General features: G+C 72.2%; 12 protein-coding genes. 3 read left to right on the top strand and 9 right to left on the bottom strand.

The genetic code is table 11. From position 1 onward, the window contains the following. Positions 1-80: 80 nt before the first annotated feature. From ACWCO3_RS08340 to ACWCO3_RS08320, 5 genes are all read right to left on the bottom strand, one after another. Positions 81-3,224, bottom strand: a complete 3,144-nt coding sequence (locus ACWCO3_RS08340; protein WP_450009136.1) for a discoidin domain-containing protein — start codon at positions 3,222-3,224, stop codon at positions 81-83. A gap of 116 nt (positions 3,225-3,340) precedes the next feature. Further along, positions 3,341-4,231 (bottom strand): cytochrome c biogenesis CcdA family protein, encoded by an 891-nt coding sequence (locus ACWCO3_RS08335; RefSeq protein ID WP_450009134.1) that lies wholly within the window; start codon positions 4,229-4,231, stop codon positions 3,341-3,343. Further along, on the bottom strand, positions 4,228-4,839 hold the full coding sequence (locus ACWCO3_RS08330) for a TlpA family protein disulfide reductase (protein WP_450009132.1): 612 nt from the start codon (positions 4,837-4,839) through the stop codon (positions 4,228-4,230). Before ACWCO3_RS08330 ends, ACWCO3_RS08335 begins: the two co-directional genes overlap by 4 nt. Before the next feature lie 46 nt (positions 4,840-4,885). After that, positions 4,886-6,349: an NADH-ubiquinone oxidoreductase-F iron-sulfur binding region domain-containing protein gene (locus ACWCO3_RS08325; protein ID WP_358078493.1), complete on the bottom strand. Its 1,464-nt coding sequence runs from the start codon at positions 6,347-6,349 to the stop codon at positions 4,886-4,888. Continuing rightward, positions 6,349-7,947: a hypothetical protein gene (locus ACWCO3_RS08320; protein WP_357936286.1), complete on the bottom strand. Its 1,599-nt coding sequence runs from the start codon at positions 7,945-7,947 to the stop codon at positions 6,349-6,351. Before ACWCO3_RS08320 ends, ACWCO3_RS08325 begins: the two co-directional genes overlap by 1 nt. A 273-nt stretch (positions 7,948-8,220) precedes the next feature. On the opposite strand from ACWCO3_RS08320, the gene ACWCO3_RS08315 reads away from it, so the two are divergent. Both ACWCO3_RS08315 and ACWCO3_RS08310 read left to right on the top strand, forming a co-directional pair. Beyond that, on the top strand, positions 8,221-9,660 hold the full coding sequence (locus ACWCO3_RS08315) for an alpha-amylase (protein ID WP_450009130.1): 1,440 nt from the start codon (positions 8,221-8,223) through the stop codon (positions 9,658-9,660). An 87-nt stretch (positions 9,661-9,747) separates the two neighbouring features. Further along, on the top strand, positions 9,748-10,656 hold the full coding sequence (locus ACWCO3_RS08310; protein ID WP_450009128.1) for a L,D-transpeptidase: 909 nt from the start codon (positions 9,748-9,750) through the stop codon (positions 10,654-10,656). Between the two features lie 16 nt (positions 10,657-10,672). On the opposite strand, the gene ACWCO3_RS08305 is transcribed toward ACWCO3_RS08310, so the two are convergent. Genes ACWCO3_RS08305 through ACWCO3_RS08290 form a run of 4 tightly spaced genes read right to left on the bottom strand, consistent with a single transcriptional unit; the run spans position 10,673 to position 14,160 of the window. Then, positions 10,673-11,305, bottom strand: coding sequence for a response regulator transcription factor (locus tag ACWCO3_RS08305; protein ID WP_244311588.1), 633 nt, complete (start codon positions 11,303-11,305; stop codon positions 10,673-10,675). Beyond that, complete coding sequence (locus ACWCO3_RS08300) at positions 11,302-12,432, bottom strand: sensor histidine kinase (RefSeq protein ID WP_145779512.1); 1,131 nt, start codon at positions 12,430-12,432, stop codon at positions 11,302-11,304. Before ACWCO3_RS08300 ends, ACWCO3_RS08305 begins: the two co-directional genes overlap by 4 nt. A gap of 26 nt (positions 12,433-12,458) precedes the next feature. Then, positions 12,459-13,259 (bottom strand): ABC transporter permease, encoded by an 801-nt coding sequence (locus tag ACWCO3_RS08295; RefSeq protein ID WP_145779511.1) that lies wholly within the window; start codon positions 13,257-13,259, stop codon positions 12,459-12,461. Position 13,260: 1 nt separating this feature from the next. After that, the gene (locus tag ACWCO3_RS08290) at positions 13,261-14,160 is read right to left on the bottom strand and encodes an ABC transporter ATP-binding protein (protein ID WP_145779510.1); all 900 of its coding nucleotides are present in this window, start codon (positions 14,158-14,160) and stop codon (positions 13,261-13,263) included. 148 nt (positions 14,161-14,308) lie between these two features. On the opposite strand from ACWCO3_RS08290, the gene ACWCO3_RS08285 reads away from it, so the two are divergent. Further along, complete coding sequence (locus tag ACWCO3_RS08285) at positions 14,309-15,163, top strand: alpha/beta hydrolase (RefSeq protein WP_145779509.1); 855 nt, start codon at positions 14,309-14,311, stop codon at positions 15,161-15,163. Positions 15,164-15,202 lie beyond the last annotated feature (39 nt).

Below are 15,202 nucleotides of genomic sequence, written 5' to 3'. Positions count from 1 at the left end.
GGGGGGGCGGGGCCCCCCCCCCCCCCCCCGCCGCCGCCGTTTCGGGCCACGGGTGTCAGTCCGTGGTCGATCCCGACGGTTCAGGCACCGAACGCCTCCACGGAGGTCAGCCGGGCGTCACCGGGCTGCCAGTCGGCGACCGCGACCGCCAGGTACCGCCCGGAGGACCTGGTCGTGACGGTGGTCTCGGGTTTCGGCTTCGGCACCGAGGCGACCGGCACGTAGCCGAGCCCGTCGGCCGAGGTGGACACGGTGATCGGTCGCCGCCGACCGGGAGTCCAGGTCAGGCGGACCGACGCCAACTCCCGGAGCGATCCGAGGTCGATCACCATGCGGCCGTTCGGGCCGGGTTGCCAGGCGGTCCCCGGGTCGCCGTCGACGACGGCCGACGGGTCGGTCATGCCGGCCGGCAGCGGTGACGTCGGGTAGGTCGTCCGGGACCGGGCCAGGTCACTGGTCGGCGTCACCGTCCCACCAGCGAACGCGACGTCCTTGCTGTGTCCAGCGGGGACCGTCACGCGCTGTCGGGCGCCGCCGGCCGCGGACTCCACCTGCACCTTCACCATGTGCCCGGCGGGGGCGGTGATCCGGAGGTGGTGCGAGTCGGTGACGTCGAACCGGGTACCGGCGGGAATCGCCTTCTCCGGCTGTGCCGCGGTCGCGGTGAACCGGGGCGGCTCGACGCGTGCGGTCGCAGCGGCAAGGTCGACCTGGTAGGTCGTGGTCCCGGATCCGGTGACCTGACTTCCGTGGTACAACCGCAGCGTGGCGCCCTGCGAAAGCGTGACGGCCGCCGTCGTGATGGCGCCGTCGGACAGGTTGAACAGGCTCAGGTATCCGTCCGCGTCACTCACCCGCAACGCCTCCGGACCACCGCTGGGCAGGGTTCGCGACGCCGCGGCGGCCAGGGCCGACCGGCTCGCGCCCGCGTACCCCTCGATGATCAGCCGGGTGCTGCCGGTGGCCGGTCCGCTGGACAGGGTGACGGTGGTGGCGGTCACGGTGATCGGGTTCTGGGCGTTGTGGACCACCAGGCCCGCTCGTCCGTCGACGTCCAGCCAGGAGCCGGCGATGCTCGGGCTGTCCGGCACGACCGCAGCGTCGCTCCAGTCGGTGCCGTTGAGAGAGGTCTGGATGACGTAGCGGGTGCCGTACGCGGCCTCCCAGTCCAGGCGTACGCCGCTGATGTCGACGGCCTCGCCGAGGTCGATGGCGAGCCAACTGTCCGCGCGGCCGCGTTCCTCACGGGCGACCGCCCAGCGGGTGCCGGGGTTGCCGTCGGTTGCGCGTGCTGCGGGGTAGGCGGGGTCGGCGGACGAGGCCGTGGTGGGCCGGCCGGTAGCGAGGTCGACCCCGCTGGCGTTGAGCACGGCGAAGGCGAACAGCGAGTAGCCGTACTGGGTGGCGGGGGATCGTCCGAGCATCCGTACGTGCCTGGCTGCACGAGACGCGAAGCTGATCTGGTCGGTTCCGCCGTCGCCGACGCCCGATTGTCCAGCCAGGGTGACGGACCCCTGTTCGCCGGTGAAGGTGCGGGTGCCGGTGAGCCCGGGTACGCCGGGCATGTTCAGGTTGAACAGGGTGAAGACGCCCTCGTCGGCACCGGTGCCGGTGGTGGCGTACACGACCGTGCCGGTGGGCAGCGTGACGTATCCGGCGGTGCCGCCGGCGACGCGCAGAACGGTCGCCGTGGCGTCGACACCGTCCCTGGCCACTGTGTACGCGGCGGAGGTGCGGCCGAGGACCGGCGCGGACTGCCTCGGCAGCAGCGAGGCCGCCCGGGTGTCGAACAACCAGTTGTCGTGGACGGGGGCCCACTGGAACGACACGAATCCGGTCTTGCTGACCGCCGCGGCGAAGGCGGCCGGAGTCTGGTGGGCGGTCAGCCCGGCCTGCTCCCCGAAGTCCCGGGTGCCCGCCGCCGCCGCGAAGAACGTGGTGCTGGCTACCGGCTGGACCACACCGCCGTTGGCCGCACGCCAGGCATGGAAGAGGTAACTGATGGCGACCTCGGCCCGGGCTTCGGGCTCGTACTTCGGCTCGCCGCTGAACTTGGTGAGCCGATTCTCCGGCGGGTAGTTCAGGTAGGGCATGAGCCGCTCGGCGAGGTCCGCCTCGGCCCGGGCGGCATGCCGGTCGCCCTGGACCTGCGCGAGGAAGGCGAGCGGCAGGACGTCACGGCCGTACAGGTGGTAGCGGTCCGCGACCATCGGCATGAAGGGTTCGCCGGCATCGCTGGCCAGCAGCCGCATGGTCCGCCACAGTTGGTCGCCGTTGGGCTGCCGGGAAAGCGCCTCGGGGAGCGGTTGGCCGGCGGTCAGGAAGTGCGCCGCGGTACGACCCGCGGTGCGCCACAGTTCTTCCTGGTAGTGCGGGCCGAAGGAGCCGTGATTCTCGACGAGGAACGTGTCGTAGATGTTGTGGGCGGTGTTCCAGTCCGCGACCGCGCGCCCGTCGACGACGGCGGGGTTGGCGCGGTCGGCTGCCGGTAGTCCGGTCGCGTTGAGCGTCCACATCGAGAACCGCTCGCGCCACGCCGCGGCGGCGGGGTCGTCCGGCGCCCAGGCCAGGCCGGGCGCGATCGCCTGGGCGTAGACGCCCATCTCCTCGAGCTTGGTGTCACCGACCCAGCCACCGGTGAGGCCGTTCGGCGTCCAACTGCCGCTCAGCGGGTCGTTACCGGTGCCGAGGGAATGGGCGTACGCGGCCTGCCCGCGGGCGATGCGGTCGACGTTGTTGCGGGTGACCTCGTCCAGGTCGGACCAGAGCAGTCGGGCGGCCAGGACGAAGTACAGCTCGAAGGTGCTGTCCCAGAACAGCTGTCGGCCCCACTCGGTGCCGCCGGCGAGCCGGTTGGTGGCCGCGAACCGGCGAATGGTCGCGATGGTACGGGCGTGCAGCGTGTCCCGGTCGACGCCGGCTGCCGCCGCGTCGTACCCGGGCGAGATGAGCAGGACCGCGTTACCGAGGACGACCGCGAACCTGAAGTCCGCGAGGCGGTACGCGTTGATCGCCGGATCCCATTGCTCCTCGGCCCATCGGGTGTGGGCGAGCAGCAACGCGTGGTAGGTGTTGGCAACCGGGCCAGTGGCCGCAGCCGGTGGCGTGGTGGCGGCTGGCGCGGCCTGGGCGGCGGCGGGTCGGGCGATGGCGAGTCCAGCGCCGACGGCGCTACCAAGGATGAGGAGCCGCCGCCTGCTCAACTCGAATTCAGATATACGCATGGTGGCCCTTCGGTGTGACAACGTTGTCAGACAGACTCCGATGATCGTTTCCGGATGTCAAGACCAACGTCGCCGCCTCAGATCCCCACCCCGCCCCCGCCGGGTCGATCATGAAGTTATTGCCCCTCACCTCGGCGCGTCGAGGCGATAACTTCATGATCAACGAGGGCGGGAGGCGGGCGGTGGGCGCGCTTGAGGAGGAGGGCGGTCAGGAGCAGGGTGGCCAGCACGGCCAGGAGCAGCGTCGGGCCGATCCGGTCCACGGTGTCGGCCAGGGCTCGCTGGACCTGGGCGGCCGCTCGGATGACCGGGTCGTGCACTGCATCGCGGCGGCCGGCGGCCAGCCGTAGCTCGTACCAGCCGTACCAGGCGACGTAACCACCGGTCACCAGCAACATCAGACCGCTGAGGCGGGGCACCAGCGCGCCGGCGACACGCAGCCGGGCCACCAGCCCGTCGCGCAGCAGCGCCACACCGAGAGCGGCGACCGCGACCACCAGACCCATCCCGAGGGCGTACGCCCCGAACAGCGCCAGCCCACGCCCGGTCGAGCCGGCCTGGAGGCTGGTCACCACGATCGCCAGGAACGGGGCGATGGCGCAGCCGAGCGACGCCAACGCGTACGCCGCGCCGAACAGGATCATCGACGGCCAGGAACGGGTCAGCCGGGGCGCTCGCGCCGACCAGCCGAGGCTGGGCAGTCGCCGTCCGGTGAGCAGCCAGCAACCGGCCAGCACCAGCAGCACACCGAGCGTCACCGTGAGCCACGGCAGGTGGGGTCGCAGCCAGCCGGCCAGCGGCGCGAGCGCCAGGCCAAACGCGCCGAAGACCAGCACGTACCCCACTGTCAGCCCGGCCGCCGCGGTGAGCGCGCGGCCGACCGCGCCGCGGGTGTCCGACGCTCCGGCGACCAACAGCGAGAGGTACGCGGGCAGCAACGCGAAGCCGCACGGGTTGACCGCGCCGAGCATGCCGGCGGTCAGCGCGAGCAGCAGCGCGGCGGTCACGCCCCGGCCAGGGCGGCGACGCGGGCGCTGAGCGCCTCACCGTCCAGGAATCCCCGGTGGACCACAGCGCCGGTCCGGTCGATGATCACGAAGATGCTCTGCTCGGTCACCTTGAACCGCTTCCAGAGCGCGCCCTTGCGGTCGTCGACCTGGGTCGTCCCGGCCAGCTCGAACTCGGTGACGAAGTCCTTCATGGCCCGCTGCTCGCCCAGCCCGGCGACGCCGACGATCGGCACCGTGTCCCGGTACTTCGGCGCGATCTCGGCCACCGTCCACGCCTGACTGGCGCAGGTGGCGCACCACGGCGCCCAGAACCACAGCACCACCGGCCTGCCGGCGAACTGCGCCGCGTCGAACGCGGCGCCGGTGAGGGTCGTCCCGGTGAAGCGCAGGACGTCCGGGACCGGGACCGGGGCCGGGGTCGCGGGCGGCGCGCTGGTCGGTGCACCGGTCACGGTCGGGGCTGCTCCGGTCACGGTCGGGGCCCCTCCGACGACGGTGGGCCCACCCGGCGCGGTGCCGGTGCAGGCGGCAGCGCCGAACAGGGCCACGACGAGCGCTCCGGCGGTGGCCGTGTGGCGCAGGCGCCCGGCCGCTGTCCTCGCCATGCCCATCCGCTTCTCCGTTCTCGTCCGCAAGGGATCTTTCGGTGCCCTACTCCGCCTTGGCCAGGCGCAGAGCCAGCTCCGGGCACACCTTGACCGCCTTCAGCGCTCCCTCCCGCAACCAGGTCGGCACGGGGGTGGCCGGGAAGGCCGGGAATCCGTTCGCGTCCAGCCGGATGAAGTCCGGTACGACGTGCGCGCACAGGCCGTGCCCGTCGCACCGCGACCAGTCCAGGGTGAGCTTCTGCGGGTTCGCGTCCGGCGCGCCCGGCAGCCCCATGACGCCCTTGACCCGTCGGCCGCAGCCGTCGCCGGTGCTGTGCAGCCGCAGATCCTCGGCGAAGACCTCGATCGCGGAGAGGGCGAACCTTGCGGTGCCGTCCGGGTGGCTGCACGCGCCCCGGCCCCTCACCTCGCCGGCGGCGGCGCGCACCACGTCCGCCGGTTGGCTGCCGGCCACGGCCAGGTCCACCGCGCGGGCGAGGTCCGGCAGGCCCATCTTGCAGGGTCCGCACTGGCCGGCGGACTCCCCGGCCAGGTAACGCACCACCTGCGCGGCCTCACCGAGCGGGCAGGTGTCGACCCCGACCGGGACGATGATGCCCGCGCCGAGGGTGCCGCCGACCGCGGCCAGACCCTTGCGGGACACCTCGGCCTTCTCCGCCGCCTCCGGGGTGATCCACTTGCCGTGGTAGCCGCCCATCAGGATGCCCTGCACGTCCGGGACCTCGCACAGGTCAAGGACGTCACGCAGCGGCATGCCAGCGGTGCACTCCACCACGGCCGGTCGACCCGCCGCGCCGGTCACGGTGAGCAGCACGGTGCCCGGCTCGTCGTCGGTGCCGAGCGCCGCGTACTCGTACGGGCCGAGTCGGGCGCCGACAGCGAGTTGGGCGTACGTCTCGGCGTTGGACAGCAGGGTGGGCAGGCCGCTGACCCCGGAGTCGCTGGAGCGCTTCTTGGTGCCGGGCGGGATGTGCGGCAGCCCGTTGATTCCGTTGACGAGCGCTCCGCCCTCACCGGAGATGAACCGGTGCGGCACTGTGACGATCGTCGTCATCACCGGCATCCGGCGCTCTTCGAGGGCCTCCATCAGCGAGTCCCGGCCGACCCCGTCGTCGGCGACCCCGATGACGATCTCGTCGGCGTCCAACGCGTACGCGGCCAGCGCCGCGCCGTCCAGGATCAGGTGCGGTGCGCGGGTCAGCAGCACCTTGTCCTTCCAGCTGGCCGGCTCACCCTCGGTGGCGTTGACCACCACGACGGCGGCGAGGTCCTGCCGCTCGCAGGACTCCAGCACCGCGCGCAGTTTGCGGGCGAACGGGAAACCCGCACCTCCCTTGCCCTTGAGCTGCATGCCCTCGGCGAGCCGGAGCAGTTGCGCCGGCTCCATCGGCCCGATCGGTCCGTGTACCTCCTCGTGCGCCGCCAGGTCGAGTCGTCCGTACTCGGCGAAGCCGGCGGTCAGCCGCGGCTCGCCCACGCAGGCGACCGGTGGCACAGCCGTCCGCATCACTTGGCCTCACCCCGCAGCCCAGCCCAGTACGCCCCGTCCACCGCGTCGGCGCTGGCCTTGCGGCGCTTGGCGGAGCGGCCCTCGCCGGCGGCCCGCTTGGCGCGGCGCGAGGCCAGGTCGACCAGGGTCGGCGTGTCGTCGACTGGCGGTGCCTCGTCCGGCACGTACCGGGCCGGCGGGCGCCAGTAGTCCGGCTCCTCCGGCAGGTCGTCCTCCACGCTGTGTCGGCCGCTGCCGCTGCGCGGCGTCGCCGAGATCGGGCTGCTGGAGATCGGTTCGGCGGAGACCGGGCCGGCGGAGATCGGCTCGGCGGCCTGCCAGCGGCGCGGGCTGTCCCACGGCTCCTCGGGCTCGGCCGTCGGCAGCGGCGGGGCCGAGTACCGGCTGTCCTCGTCCTCGCGGCGGGACCGGCGGCTGGGCCGCTCGGCGTCCGACTCCTCGGCGCGTCGCCGGCCGGTCGGAACCTCCTCGTCCCGGGTACGCGAGCCGCGCCGCCGGGCCACCGGCTCCTCCTCGACGCTGCGGCGGGTCGACCGGCGGGTGGTGGACTCCCCCTCGTCGCGCCGGCTGCGGGACGAGCGTTCGGTGTCGCGGCGGGCGGCCGGTTCCTCTTCGCGTCGACGTCGACTGGGCCGGGTGGGCTCCACGAGGGAGCCGGGCTCGGGCACCACCGGAACGGTGAACCGTTCCGGGTCCCGCCGCGCGGCCGGCGCGGCCCAGGTGGCGGTGGTGGTGTCCGCCCAGGCGGGACGCTTGTCGGCGGGCTTGCTGCGGCGCCCCAACCCGGCGAGCAGCGTTCGCGCGGTCTTCGCCTCCTCGGCCCGGCCAGCCATCACCGCGTTGCGCACCGCCGCCTGGTGCTGTTCGCGGCTGCGCCGACCGATGCTGACCGAGAGCCGCACCAGCAGGGCCAGCACCACGAGCAGGATGCAGCCGAGGTAGCTGAACATCACCCAGGGCGCCGCGGCCCGACCGGCGTTGAGGCCGTGCAGCACGGCGAAGGGCCAGGCCAGGTACGCGACGGAGTGCATGGCGCGCCACAGCCACTTCGGACCGACATCGGCGAAGCGGGCCCGGATGATTCCGGTCCAGATCACGCTGACCATGAGCAGGGCGGCCACCGTGCCGAGGCCGACGTAGAGCCCTCGGCCGCCGACGAACGGCACCAGCGCGTCGGTCGCCGCCGCCCGGCCTGTGGCGATCTTGGTGAGAACGTGGAATCCGAGCCCGGCCACGCCGAGCACGCCGGTGGCGCGGTGCGCCGACTGCATCAGCACCCGGTGCGGGATGCGCAGCACCAGCCGGTCGGTGGCGAGCAGACCGAGCATCACGGTCAGGCTCAACGCCACCAGGGAGATCACCCCGGCGAAGAACTCGGTGAAGAAGAAGCCGTACGCGTACGCCTTCTGTCCGGCGCCGGTCAGCATGATCGCCGCCCAGAGCGCCGCGAGCGCCGACGCGATCAGCATGCCGACCGCCGGCCGCGAGGGGGTTCGCACCCCCCGGCTGCTGGCGCTGGTCCGGACGGTCGCCGCCTTCTTGTCCTGCTGTGCCCGGGCCATCTGCTCCTCGATCGTCTCGCGGCGGCGTACCACCGGCCGACCCCTGCTCCCCCATCCAGTACGGACTGACGGGGCGCGCGGATCACCCGCTGCGAAAAATTTCTGGTTCGGGATCGAACCGAGTGGTGCCGCCGTGCGTTGCGGCCCTCCACAGACCTGACACGAACAGCGACCATCATCCATACGTAGACAGCGCCTGCAACGAGCTTGTAACCTTTCAGCAATTTTCAGCGATGACTGCAAGATTCGAGCAGCCCGGCGCTTCCTCCCCCCACCACCCCCACCCCGCGCTCGTCAGGAGTCCCGATGCATCGACGTCGACGCCTCTCGGCGGTCCTCGCCCTCGGCCTGGTCGCCACCCTGCTGTTTCCCGCCACCGCACCCCCGGCCGCCGCCGCCCCCTCCGGCGCCAAGAAGGTCATCGTCCAGCTCTTCGAGTGGAACTGGCCCTCGGTGGCCGCCGAGTGTCAGAGCACCCTCGGCCCGAAGGGCTACGGCTTCGTCCAGGTCTCACCCCCGCAGGAACACGTGCGGGGCAACCAGTGGTGGCTGGCGTACCAGCCGGTCAGCTACCGGATCGAGTCCCGCAAGGGCACCCGGGCCCAGTTCCAGTCCATGGTCAACACCTGCCACGCGGCCGGGGTCAAGGTGATCGTCGACGCGGTGATCAACCACATGTCCGGTCAGGCCAACGGGGGCACGGGCTGGGCCGGTTCGCCCTACTCGCACTACGACTACCCGGGCATCTACCAGACCCAGGACTTCCACCACTGCGGGCGCAACAACGGCGACGACATCGTCAACTACAACGACCGGTTCGAGGTGCAGAACTGCGAGTTGGTCAACCTCTCGGACCTGAAGACCGAGTCCGACTACGTCCGTACGAAGATCGCCTCATACCTCAACGACCTGCTCTCGCTCGGTGTGGACGGCTTCCGGCTGGACGCCAGCAAGCACATGCCGGCCGCCGACATCGCCGCGATCAGGGGCAAGCTCTCCCGCTCGGCGTACGTCGTGCAGGAGGTCATCTACGGCGCGGGCGAGCCCGTCCAGCCGACCGAGTACACCGGCAACGGCGATGTGCACGAGTTCCGCTACGGCAAGGACCTGGCCCGGGTGTTCCGCTCGGAGCGGTTGGCCTACCTGCGCAACTTCGGCGAGGGGTGGGGGCACCTGCCGACCGGCTCGGCTTCGGTGTTCGTCGACAACCACGACACCCAGCGCGACGCCGGTGGGGTGCTGACCTACTCCGACCGGGGTATCTACGCGCTGGCGAACGCGTTCATGCTGGCCTGGCCGTACGGGTCGCCGACGGTGATGTCCAGCTACACCTTCAGCAGCCGGGACGCCGGCCCTCCCTCGGACGGCGGCAACAAGACACTCAACACCACCTGCTACTCCGGCTGGGAGTGTGAACACCGCTGGCCGGTGATCGCCAACATGGTGGGCTTCCGCAATGCCACCGAGGGCGCCGGGGTGGCCAACTGGTACGACAACGGCAACAACCACATCGCGTTCAGCCGCAGCGGCAAGGGCTTCGTCACCATCAACGACGAGGATTCCGCCGTCAACGGACGGTCCTACTTCTCGGGGCTGCCCGCCGGGCGGTACTGCGACGTCATCCACGGCACGTACGCCGGCGGCACGTGCAGCGGACCGGTGGTCACGGTGGACGGCAACGGCTGGTTCGCGGCGAACGTGCCGGCACACGACGCGGTAGCCATCCACATCGGCGCCCGCCTCTGACCACCTGCGACGGAAGGCGCCCTTGTAATCGATATTTGTGCAGGAAGGACGCCTTCCTGGTAGACCTTTGTCCGATACAGTCGTTTGGTGTCGTTTGACGGAAAGACTCCGTACCGTCGTCGTGGCGTCTGGGTGACCGCCGCCATCGGCGTCCCCGTGCTGCTGGTGACCGCGTTGCTGGTCGGGCAGGCCCTCACTCCGAACGGGACGGCCCCCGAACGGGTCATCACGAGAGCCGACCCGACGCCGAGCAGTCTCGAGCAGGACGCCGACGAGTCGATTCCACCGGCCGCGCCCGCTCCGGCGGGGTTGCCGGTGGTCGACTACGACCCTGCCCCCGGTGGGTTCCCCGCCGACCCGGCCACCATGGACACCACGCCGTTGACCGAGGGCGTGCACCCGACGAAGCGGATCGCCGCCTACGACGCCCCCGGCGGCCGTCCGCGAGCCTTCCTCGAACCGACGATCCGGGGCGTCGAGCTGACCATGCCGATCGCCGATCGGCACGCCGGCTGGACGGCCGTCCTGCTGCCCTCGGCCAACCGGCGGCTCGCCTGGCTGCCCCCCGGCGGGTTCGACACCGTGCCGCTGCGCGACCAGATCGTTGTGGAACGCAAGGTCCACCGGCTCACCTGGTACCGGGCCGGCAAGGCGGTGCGGTCCTGGGAGGTCAGCCTCGGCCAGTCCGGGCAGGACACTCCGCTCGGTCGGACCTTCATCCTGGGTCGCACCCCACCGCCGGAGTCGGTCTACGGCGGGGTGGACATCTACGCGCTCGGGTCGGTGCCCGACGACCCGGAGTCGGTGCCGGCCGGGCTGCGCGGCGCGCACATCGGAGTTCACACCTGGCACAACGACGACGAGTTGGGCGAGAACGTCACCAACGGCTGCATCCGGCTGACCCGCTCCGGTCAGCGGGAGCTGCTCGCCGAGGTCCGCCCCGGCAGCAGCGTGGTGGTGGTCGACCAGTTGCCAGCCCCACCGCCGACCGCCTGAGCGCCGGCACCGTCGTTCAGTCGCCGAGCAGCCAACCGTTCTGCTCGGCGACCCGGATCGCGTCGGCACGGTTACGCGCGCCGGTCTTACCGATCGCCGCCGAGAGGTGGTTGCGTACCGTCCCCTCCGACAGGTGCAGCGCCCCGGCCAGATCGGCGACGGTGCCACCGCCCCGGGCCGTCCGCAACACCTCGGTCTCCCGTTCGGTCAGCGGGCTGACCCCGGTGGCGAGGGTCTCCGCCGCCAGCGTCGGGTCGACGACCCGCAGGCCGGCGTGCACCCGACGGACCGCGTCGGCGAGCTGTCGGGCCGGGGTGTCCTTGACCACGAAGCCGCTCGCGCCGGCCTCCATCGCCCGACGCAGGTAGCCGGGCCGGCCGAAGGTGGTCACCACCAGCACCCGGCAGGTCGGCATCGCGGCCCGCAACGCGGTGGTGGCCGCGATCCCGTCCAGGCCGGGCATCTCCACGTCCAACAGAGCAACGTCGGGGGCGCTGCGCAGGGCCTCGGGCACCACCTCGTCGCCACGGCCGACCTCGGCCACCACTGTCAGGTCCGGCTCCAACGAGAGCAGCGCTGCCAACGCGCCCCGGACCAGCGCCTGGTCGTCGGCCAGCAGCAACCGGATCGGCGCGGGCCCGCCGCTCACCGGGTCTCCCCCGGCGCGTGTACCCGCAGCAGGAAGCCGTCGCCGCCCGGTCGGCGGCCGACGGTCACCGCCGCGTCCAGCCGCCCCGCCCTTTCCCGCAGACCGACGAGACCAGAGCCGGTGGCGTCGGGAGTGGACGGGCCACGCCCGTCGTCACTCACCTCGACCCGGTCCGCGTACACCCGGACCGTGCAGCACCGCGCCCCGCTGTGCCGGACCACGTTCGTCACCCCTTCCCGTACCGCCCAACCGAACAACCGGTCCCACTCCTTCGGCAGCTCCGGCACCTCGGCCGGCAGATCCGCCGCGATGCCCGCCGCGGCCAACGCGGAGCGGGCGCCGGCCAGCTCCGCGGCGAGAGTGACATCGCGGTACGCCCCGGCGGTCTGCCGCACGTCGGCGAGCGCCGCCCGGGCCAGCGCCTCCACCTCGGCGATCTCGACGGCGGCCCGGTCGGTGTCCACCTCGATCAGCCGGCCGGCCAACTCGGCCTTGATCGCCACCACCGTCAGCGAGTGCCCGAGGATGTCGTGCAGGTCGCGGGCGGCGCGAGCTCGTTCCTCGGCGATGGCGAGCCGGGCGATCTCCTGTTGGGCGGCCTGGAGCTGGCTGTTGCGCTGGGCCAACTGGGCCACCCCGAACATGGCGAACGACGCGAGCAGCACCGCGAAGACGATGCCGCTCTCCGCCTCCCATCCGGGCACCAGCCACGAGGCCAGCGCGGGGGTCACGGCGCAGACCACCACCACCGCCAACGCCTCCCACGGCGGCAACAGGAACACCCCCGCGGCCGCCACGTAGACCAGGGTGGCCAGCCAGTCCCCGTCGGTGCCCGGAATGCTGGCCAGGCCCACCGAGAGCAGCAGTGCCAACCCGACCCGCGCCCGGCCCGCCGGGATCGGCGCCAACGACTGGCGCAGCCGGCGGGCCCACTGGAACAGCAGCACGTAGCCGACGCTGAAGACGACCAGCGCCGCCACGCCGAGGATCCGCCGCCACAGCTCCGGCTGGTGCAGCGCCGTGGCGAGCGGCACGTTGAGGAAGAACAACCACACGGCGGCCAACAGCCAGCCGGTGAACCGCCAGTGGCGGCTCACCGGCCGGGGCTGCCCGGTCGCGACGTCCATCGGGTTCACGCTAGCCGGCACGGCGGTCAGACCCGCGCGGTGTCCCGGCGGAACAGTCGGGCCGCACCGACGCCGAAGACCAGCGCCCAGACCACCAGGTTGGCCACCGCCGCCAGGCTCACCCCGTCTCCGGTCAGCGGCGCGCGGGCCAGCACCCCCACGCCGTACACCGGGGTGAACGTCGCGACGTGCTGGAGCACCTCCGGCAGCACCTCGACCGGCACGAACAGCCCGCCGAACATGGCCAGTACGGCCAGGATCGGGCCGATGAACTGCATGACGTTCTCGGCCGGCGCCAGGTAGCCGACGAACAGGCCGAACGCGGCGAAGACCAGCGAGCCGATCCAGGCGGCGAGCCCGGACAGCAGCCAGACGTACGCCGGGACCCGGACGCCTGCCGCCGCGCCCACCAGGAACTCGACGACGACAGCGAGCAGACCGAGGGCCATCGCGGTGGCCAGCTTGGTGGCCACGTACGCGCTCGGGCGCAGCGGGGTGAGCCGCAGCTGGCGGCTCCAGCCCAGCGCCCGCTCGGTGGCCACCGCGCCACCGGCGCTGGTGGTCGCCACCATTGCCGCGTACACGGCGAGGCTGATCATGATGTAGGCCGTCACCGGGCGACCGTTGTCCAGGTTCTGCCCGCCCTGCGGCAGACCGAAGATGAGGAAGAAGACCCCCGGCATGATCAGCGTGAACGCGAGGGTACGGCGGTTGCGCAGCACCCGGCGCAACTCGATGCGCAGGACGCCTGGGGAGAACCCGCCCAGGGCGGGCAGCCGACGGTCCGGTTCGGCGGTGCGGTTCGGGGTGGCCGACAGAGTGGTCATCTCAGGCTCCGGTCTGCGCGGTGGTCAGGGCGAGGAAGGCGTCCTCGAGGTTGCGGGAGGTGATCTCCACGTCCCGTGCGGCGGTCCGGGTGAGCAGGTGCCGGGCGACGGCGTCCGAGTCGCCGGTGCGCACCAGCACACTGTCGCCGCGTACCTCCACGGCGTCCACGTCGGGCAGCGCGGCGAGCGCGGCCTGGTCGGCGCCGGGCAGGGTGGCCCGCACCGTACGACCGGCGGCCAGGTTCTTGATCTCCGCGGTGGTGCCGTCGGCGATGACGCGCCCCTGCCGGACCAGCACGATCCGGTCGGCGTACGCGTCCGCCTCGTCCAGGTAGTGGGTGGCGAAGATGACGGTCCGTCCGGCCCGGGCGTCGCGGCGCAGCGCCTGCCAGAAGTCCCGGCGGCCCTCGACGTCCATTCCGGTGGTCGGCTCGTCGAGCACCATCAGGTCCGGGTCGGGCAGCAGGGCCAACGCGAAGCGCAGCCGCTGCTGCTGGCCGCCGGAGCAGCGCCCCACCACCCGCCCCGCGATGTCGGCGATGCCGGCCCGCTCCAGCACCTCGGCCACCGGACGGGTGTGCCGGTAGAAGTGGGCGGTCATCTCGACCGTCTCGCCCACTGTGAGGTCCTTGAGCAACCCTCCGGTCTGGAGGACGGCGGCGACCCGACCCTGGGCCACCGCGTTGTCCGGGGTGCCCCCGAGGATGCGGACGGTGCCCGCGTCCGGGCGGGCCAACCCGAGCAGCATGTCGATGGTGGTGGTCTTGCCCGCGCCGTTCGGGCCGAGGAAGGCCACCACCTCGCCGGGCTGAACCCGCAGGCTCAACCCGTCGACAGCGGTGACCGCGCCGAAAGACTTGGTGAGGCCGTCCAACTCGACAGCCGGATGCGTACTGGTCATGTCAGTCATGCTCCGGTGGCGCGTACCCCGATGCCTGGAGCGGCCGTCACGTCCCGGCCGTGACATTTGTCAGGGGCGGCCGTGCAGGCATTCCAGGCGCGACAGCGGGTAACCACCCGGCCGGACACCGCCACACCGGGAGGACGCGATGGGTGCCACGCCGCAGGGCCAGGTCGACACGATCGTGCTGATCCACGGGCTCTGGATGACGTCGCGAAGCTGGGAGGGGTGGGTCGAGCGGTACACCGAACGTGGCATGCACGTCATCTCCCCCGCCTGGCCCGGGATGGACCGGTCGGTGGAGCAGCTGCGCGACGATCCCAGCCCGATCGCCGAGCAGAGCATGGCCACGATCGTCGCGCACTACGACAAGATCATCCGGGCGCTGCCCCGACCGCCGATCATCATGGGGCACTCGTTCGGCGGTCTGTTCGCCCAGGTCCTCGCCGACCGGGGTCTCGGCGCGGCGGTGGTGGGCGTGCATCCCGCAGCGGTGAAGGGCGTGCTCAAGGTGCCGTTGAGCCAGCTGCGCTCCGGCTTCCCGATCCTGCGCAGCCCCGCCAACCGGGGCAAGGCCGTCCCGTTCACACCGGACGACTTCGCGTACACGTTCGGCAACGCCCTGAGCCGCGAGGACTCCGACCGGGCCTGGCAGCGCTACGCCGTCCCCGGTGCCGGCCGGGTGTTCTTCGAAGGTGCCTTCGCCAACGTCGACCCACGCTCACCCGCCCGGGTCGACGTCGGCCGCGACAACCGACCGCCGCTGCTGCTGATGGCCGGCGACAACGACCACGTGGTGCCGGCGTCGGTGGTCCGCGCCAACGCCGGGCTCTACCAGAAGTCCCGGGCCCTGACCGCGTACCAGGAGTTTCCCGGCCGAACACACTTCACAGTGGGGCAGGACGGCTGGGAGAAGATCGCCGACTACGCGTTGGACTGGGCGCTGCGCGCGGCGGCCCTACCCCGCGAGGCGACGATCGCCAGCGAAACCCCCCGCCGCTGAACGGCCGAGCCCTCTGCCCCGGCCGCCATGATCATGTGA

The organism is Micromonospora sp. NPDC002411 (assembly GCF_053592955.1).
Note: the sequence above shows the minus strand (reverse complement) of the source record. Positions and strands in the feature narration are given on the sequence as shown.

What these genes read in the sequence shown, in the direction of transcription:
- ACWCO3_RS08340 (WP_450009136.1), bottom strand. Translation starts at nt 3,224, where the DNA reads ATGCGTATATCTGAATTCGAGTTGAGCAGGCGGCGGCTCCTCATCCTT.
- ACWCO3_RS08330 (WP_450009132.1), bottom strand. Translation starts at nt 4,839, where the DNA reads ATGGCGAGGACAGCGGCCGGGCGCCTGCGCCACACGGCCACCGCCGGA.
- ACWCO3_RS08325 (WP_358078493.1), bottom strand. Translation starts at nt 6,349, where the DNA reads ATGCGGACGGCTGTGCCACCGGTCGCCTGCGTGGGCGAGCCGCGGCTG.
- ACWCO3_RS08315 (WP_450009130.1), top strand. Translation starts at nt 8,221, where the DNA reads ATGCATCGACGTCGACGCCTCTCGGCGGTCCTCGCCCTCGGCCTGGTC.
- ACWCO3_RS08300 (WP_145779512.1), bottom strand. Translation starts at nt 12,432, where the DNA reads ATGGACGTCGCGACCGGGCAGCCCCGGCCGGTGAGCCGCCACTGGCGG.
- ACWCO3_RS08295 (WP_145779511.1), bottom strand. Translation starts at nt 13,259, where the DNA reads ATGACCACTCTGTCGGCCACCCCGAACCGCACCGCCGAACCGGACCGT.
- ACWCO3_RS08290 (WP_145779510.1), bottom strand. Translation starts at nt 14,160, where the DNA reads ATGACCAGTACGCATCCGGCTGTCGAGTTGGACGGCCTCACCAAGTCT.
- ACWCO3_RS08285 (WP_145779509.1), top strand. Translation starts at nt 14,309, where the DNA reads ATGGGTGCCACGCCGCAGGGCCAGGTCGACACGATCGTGCTGATCCAC.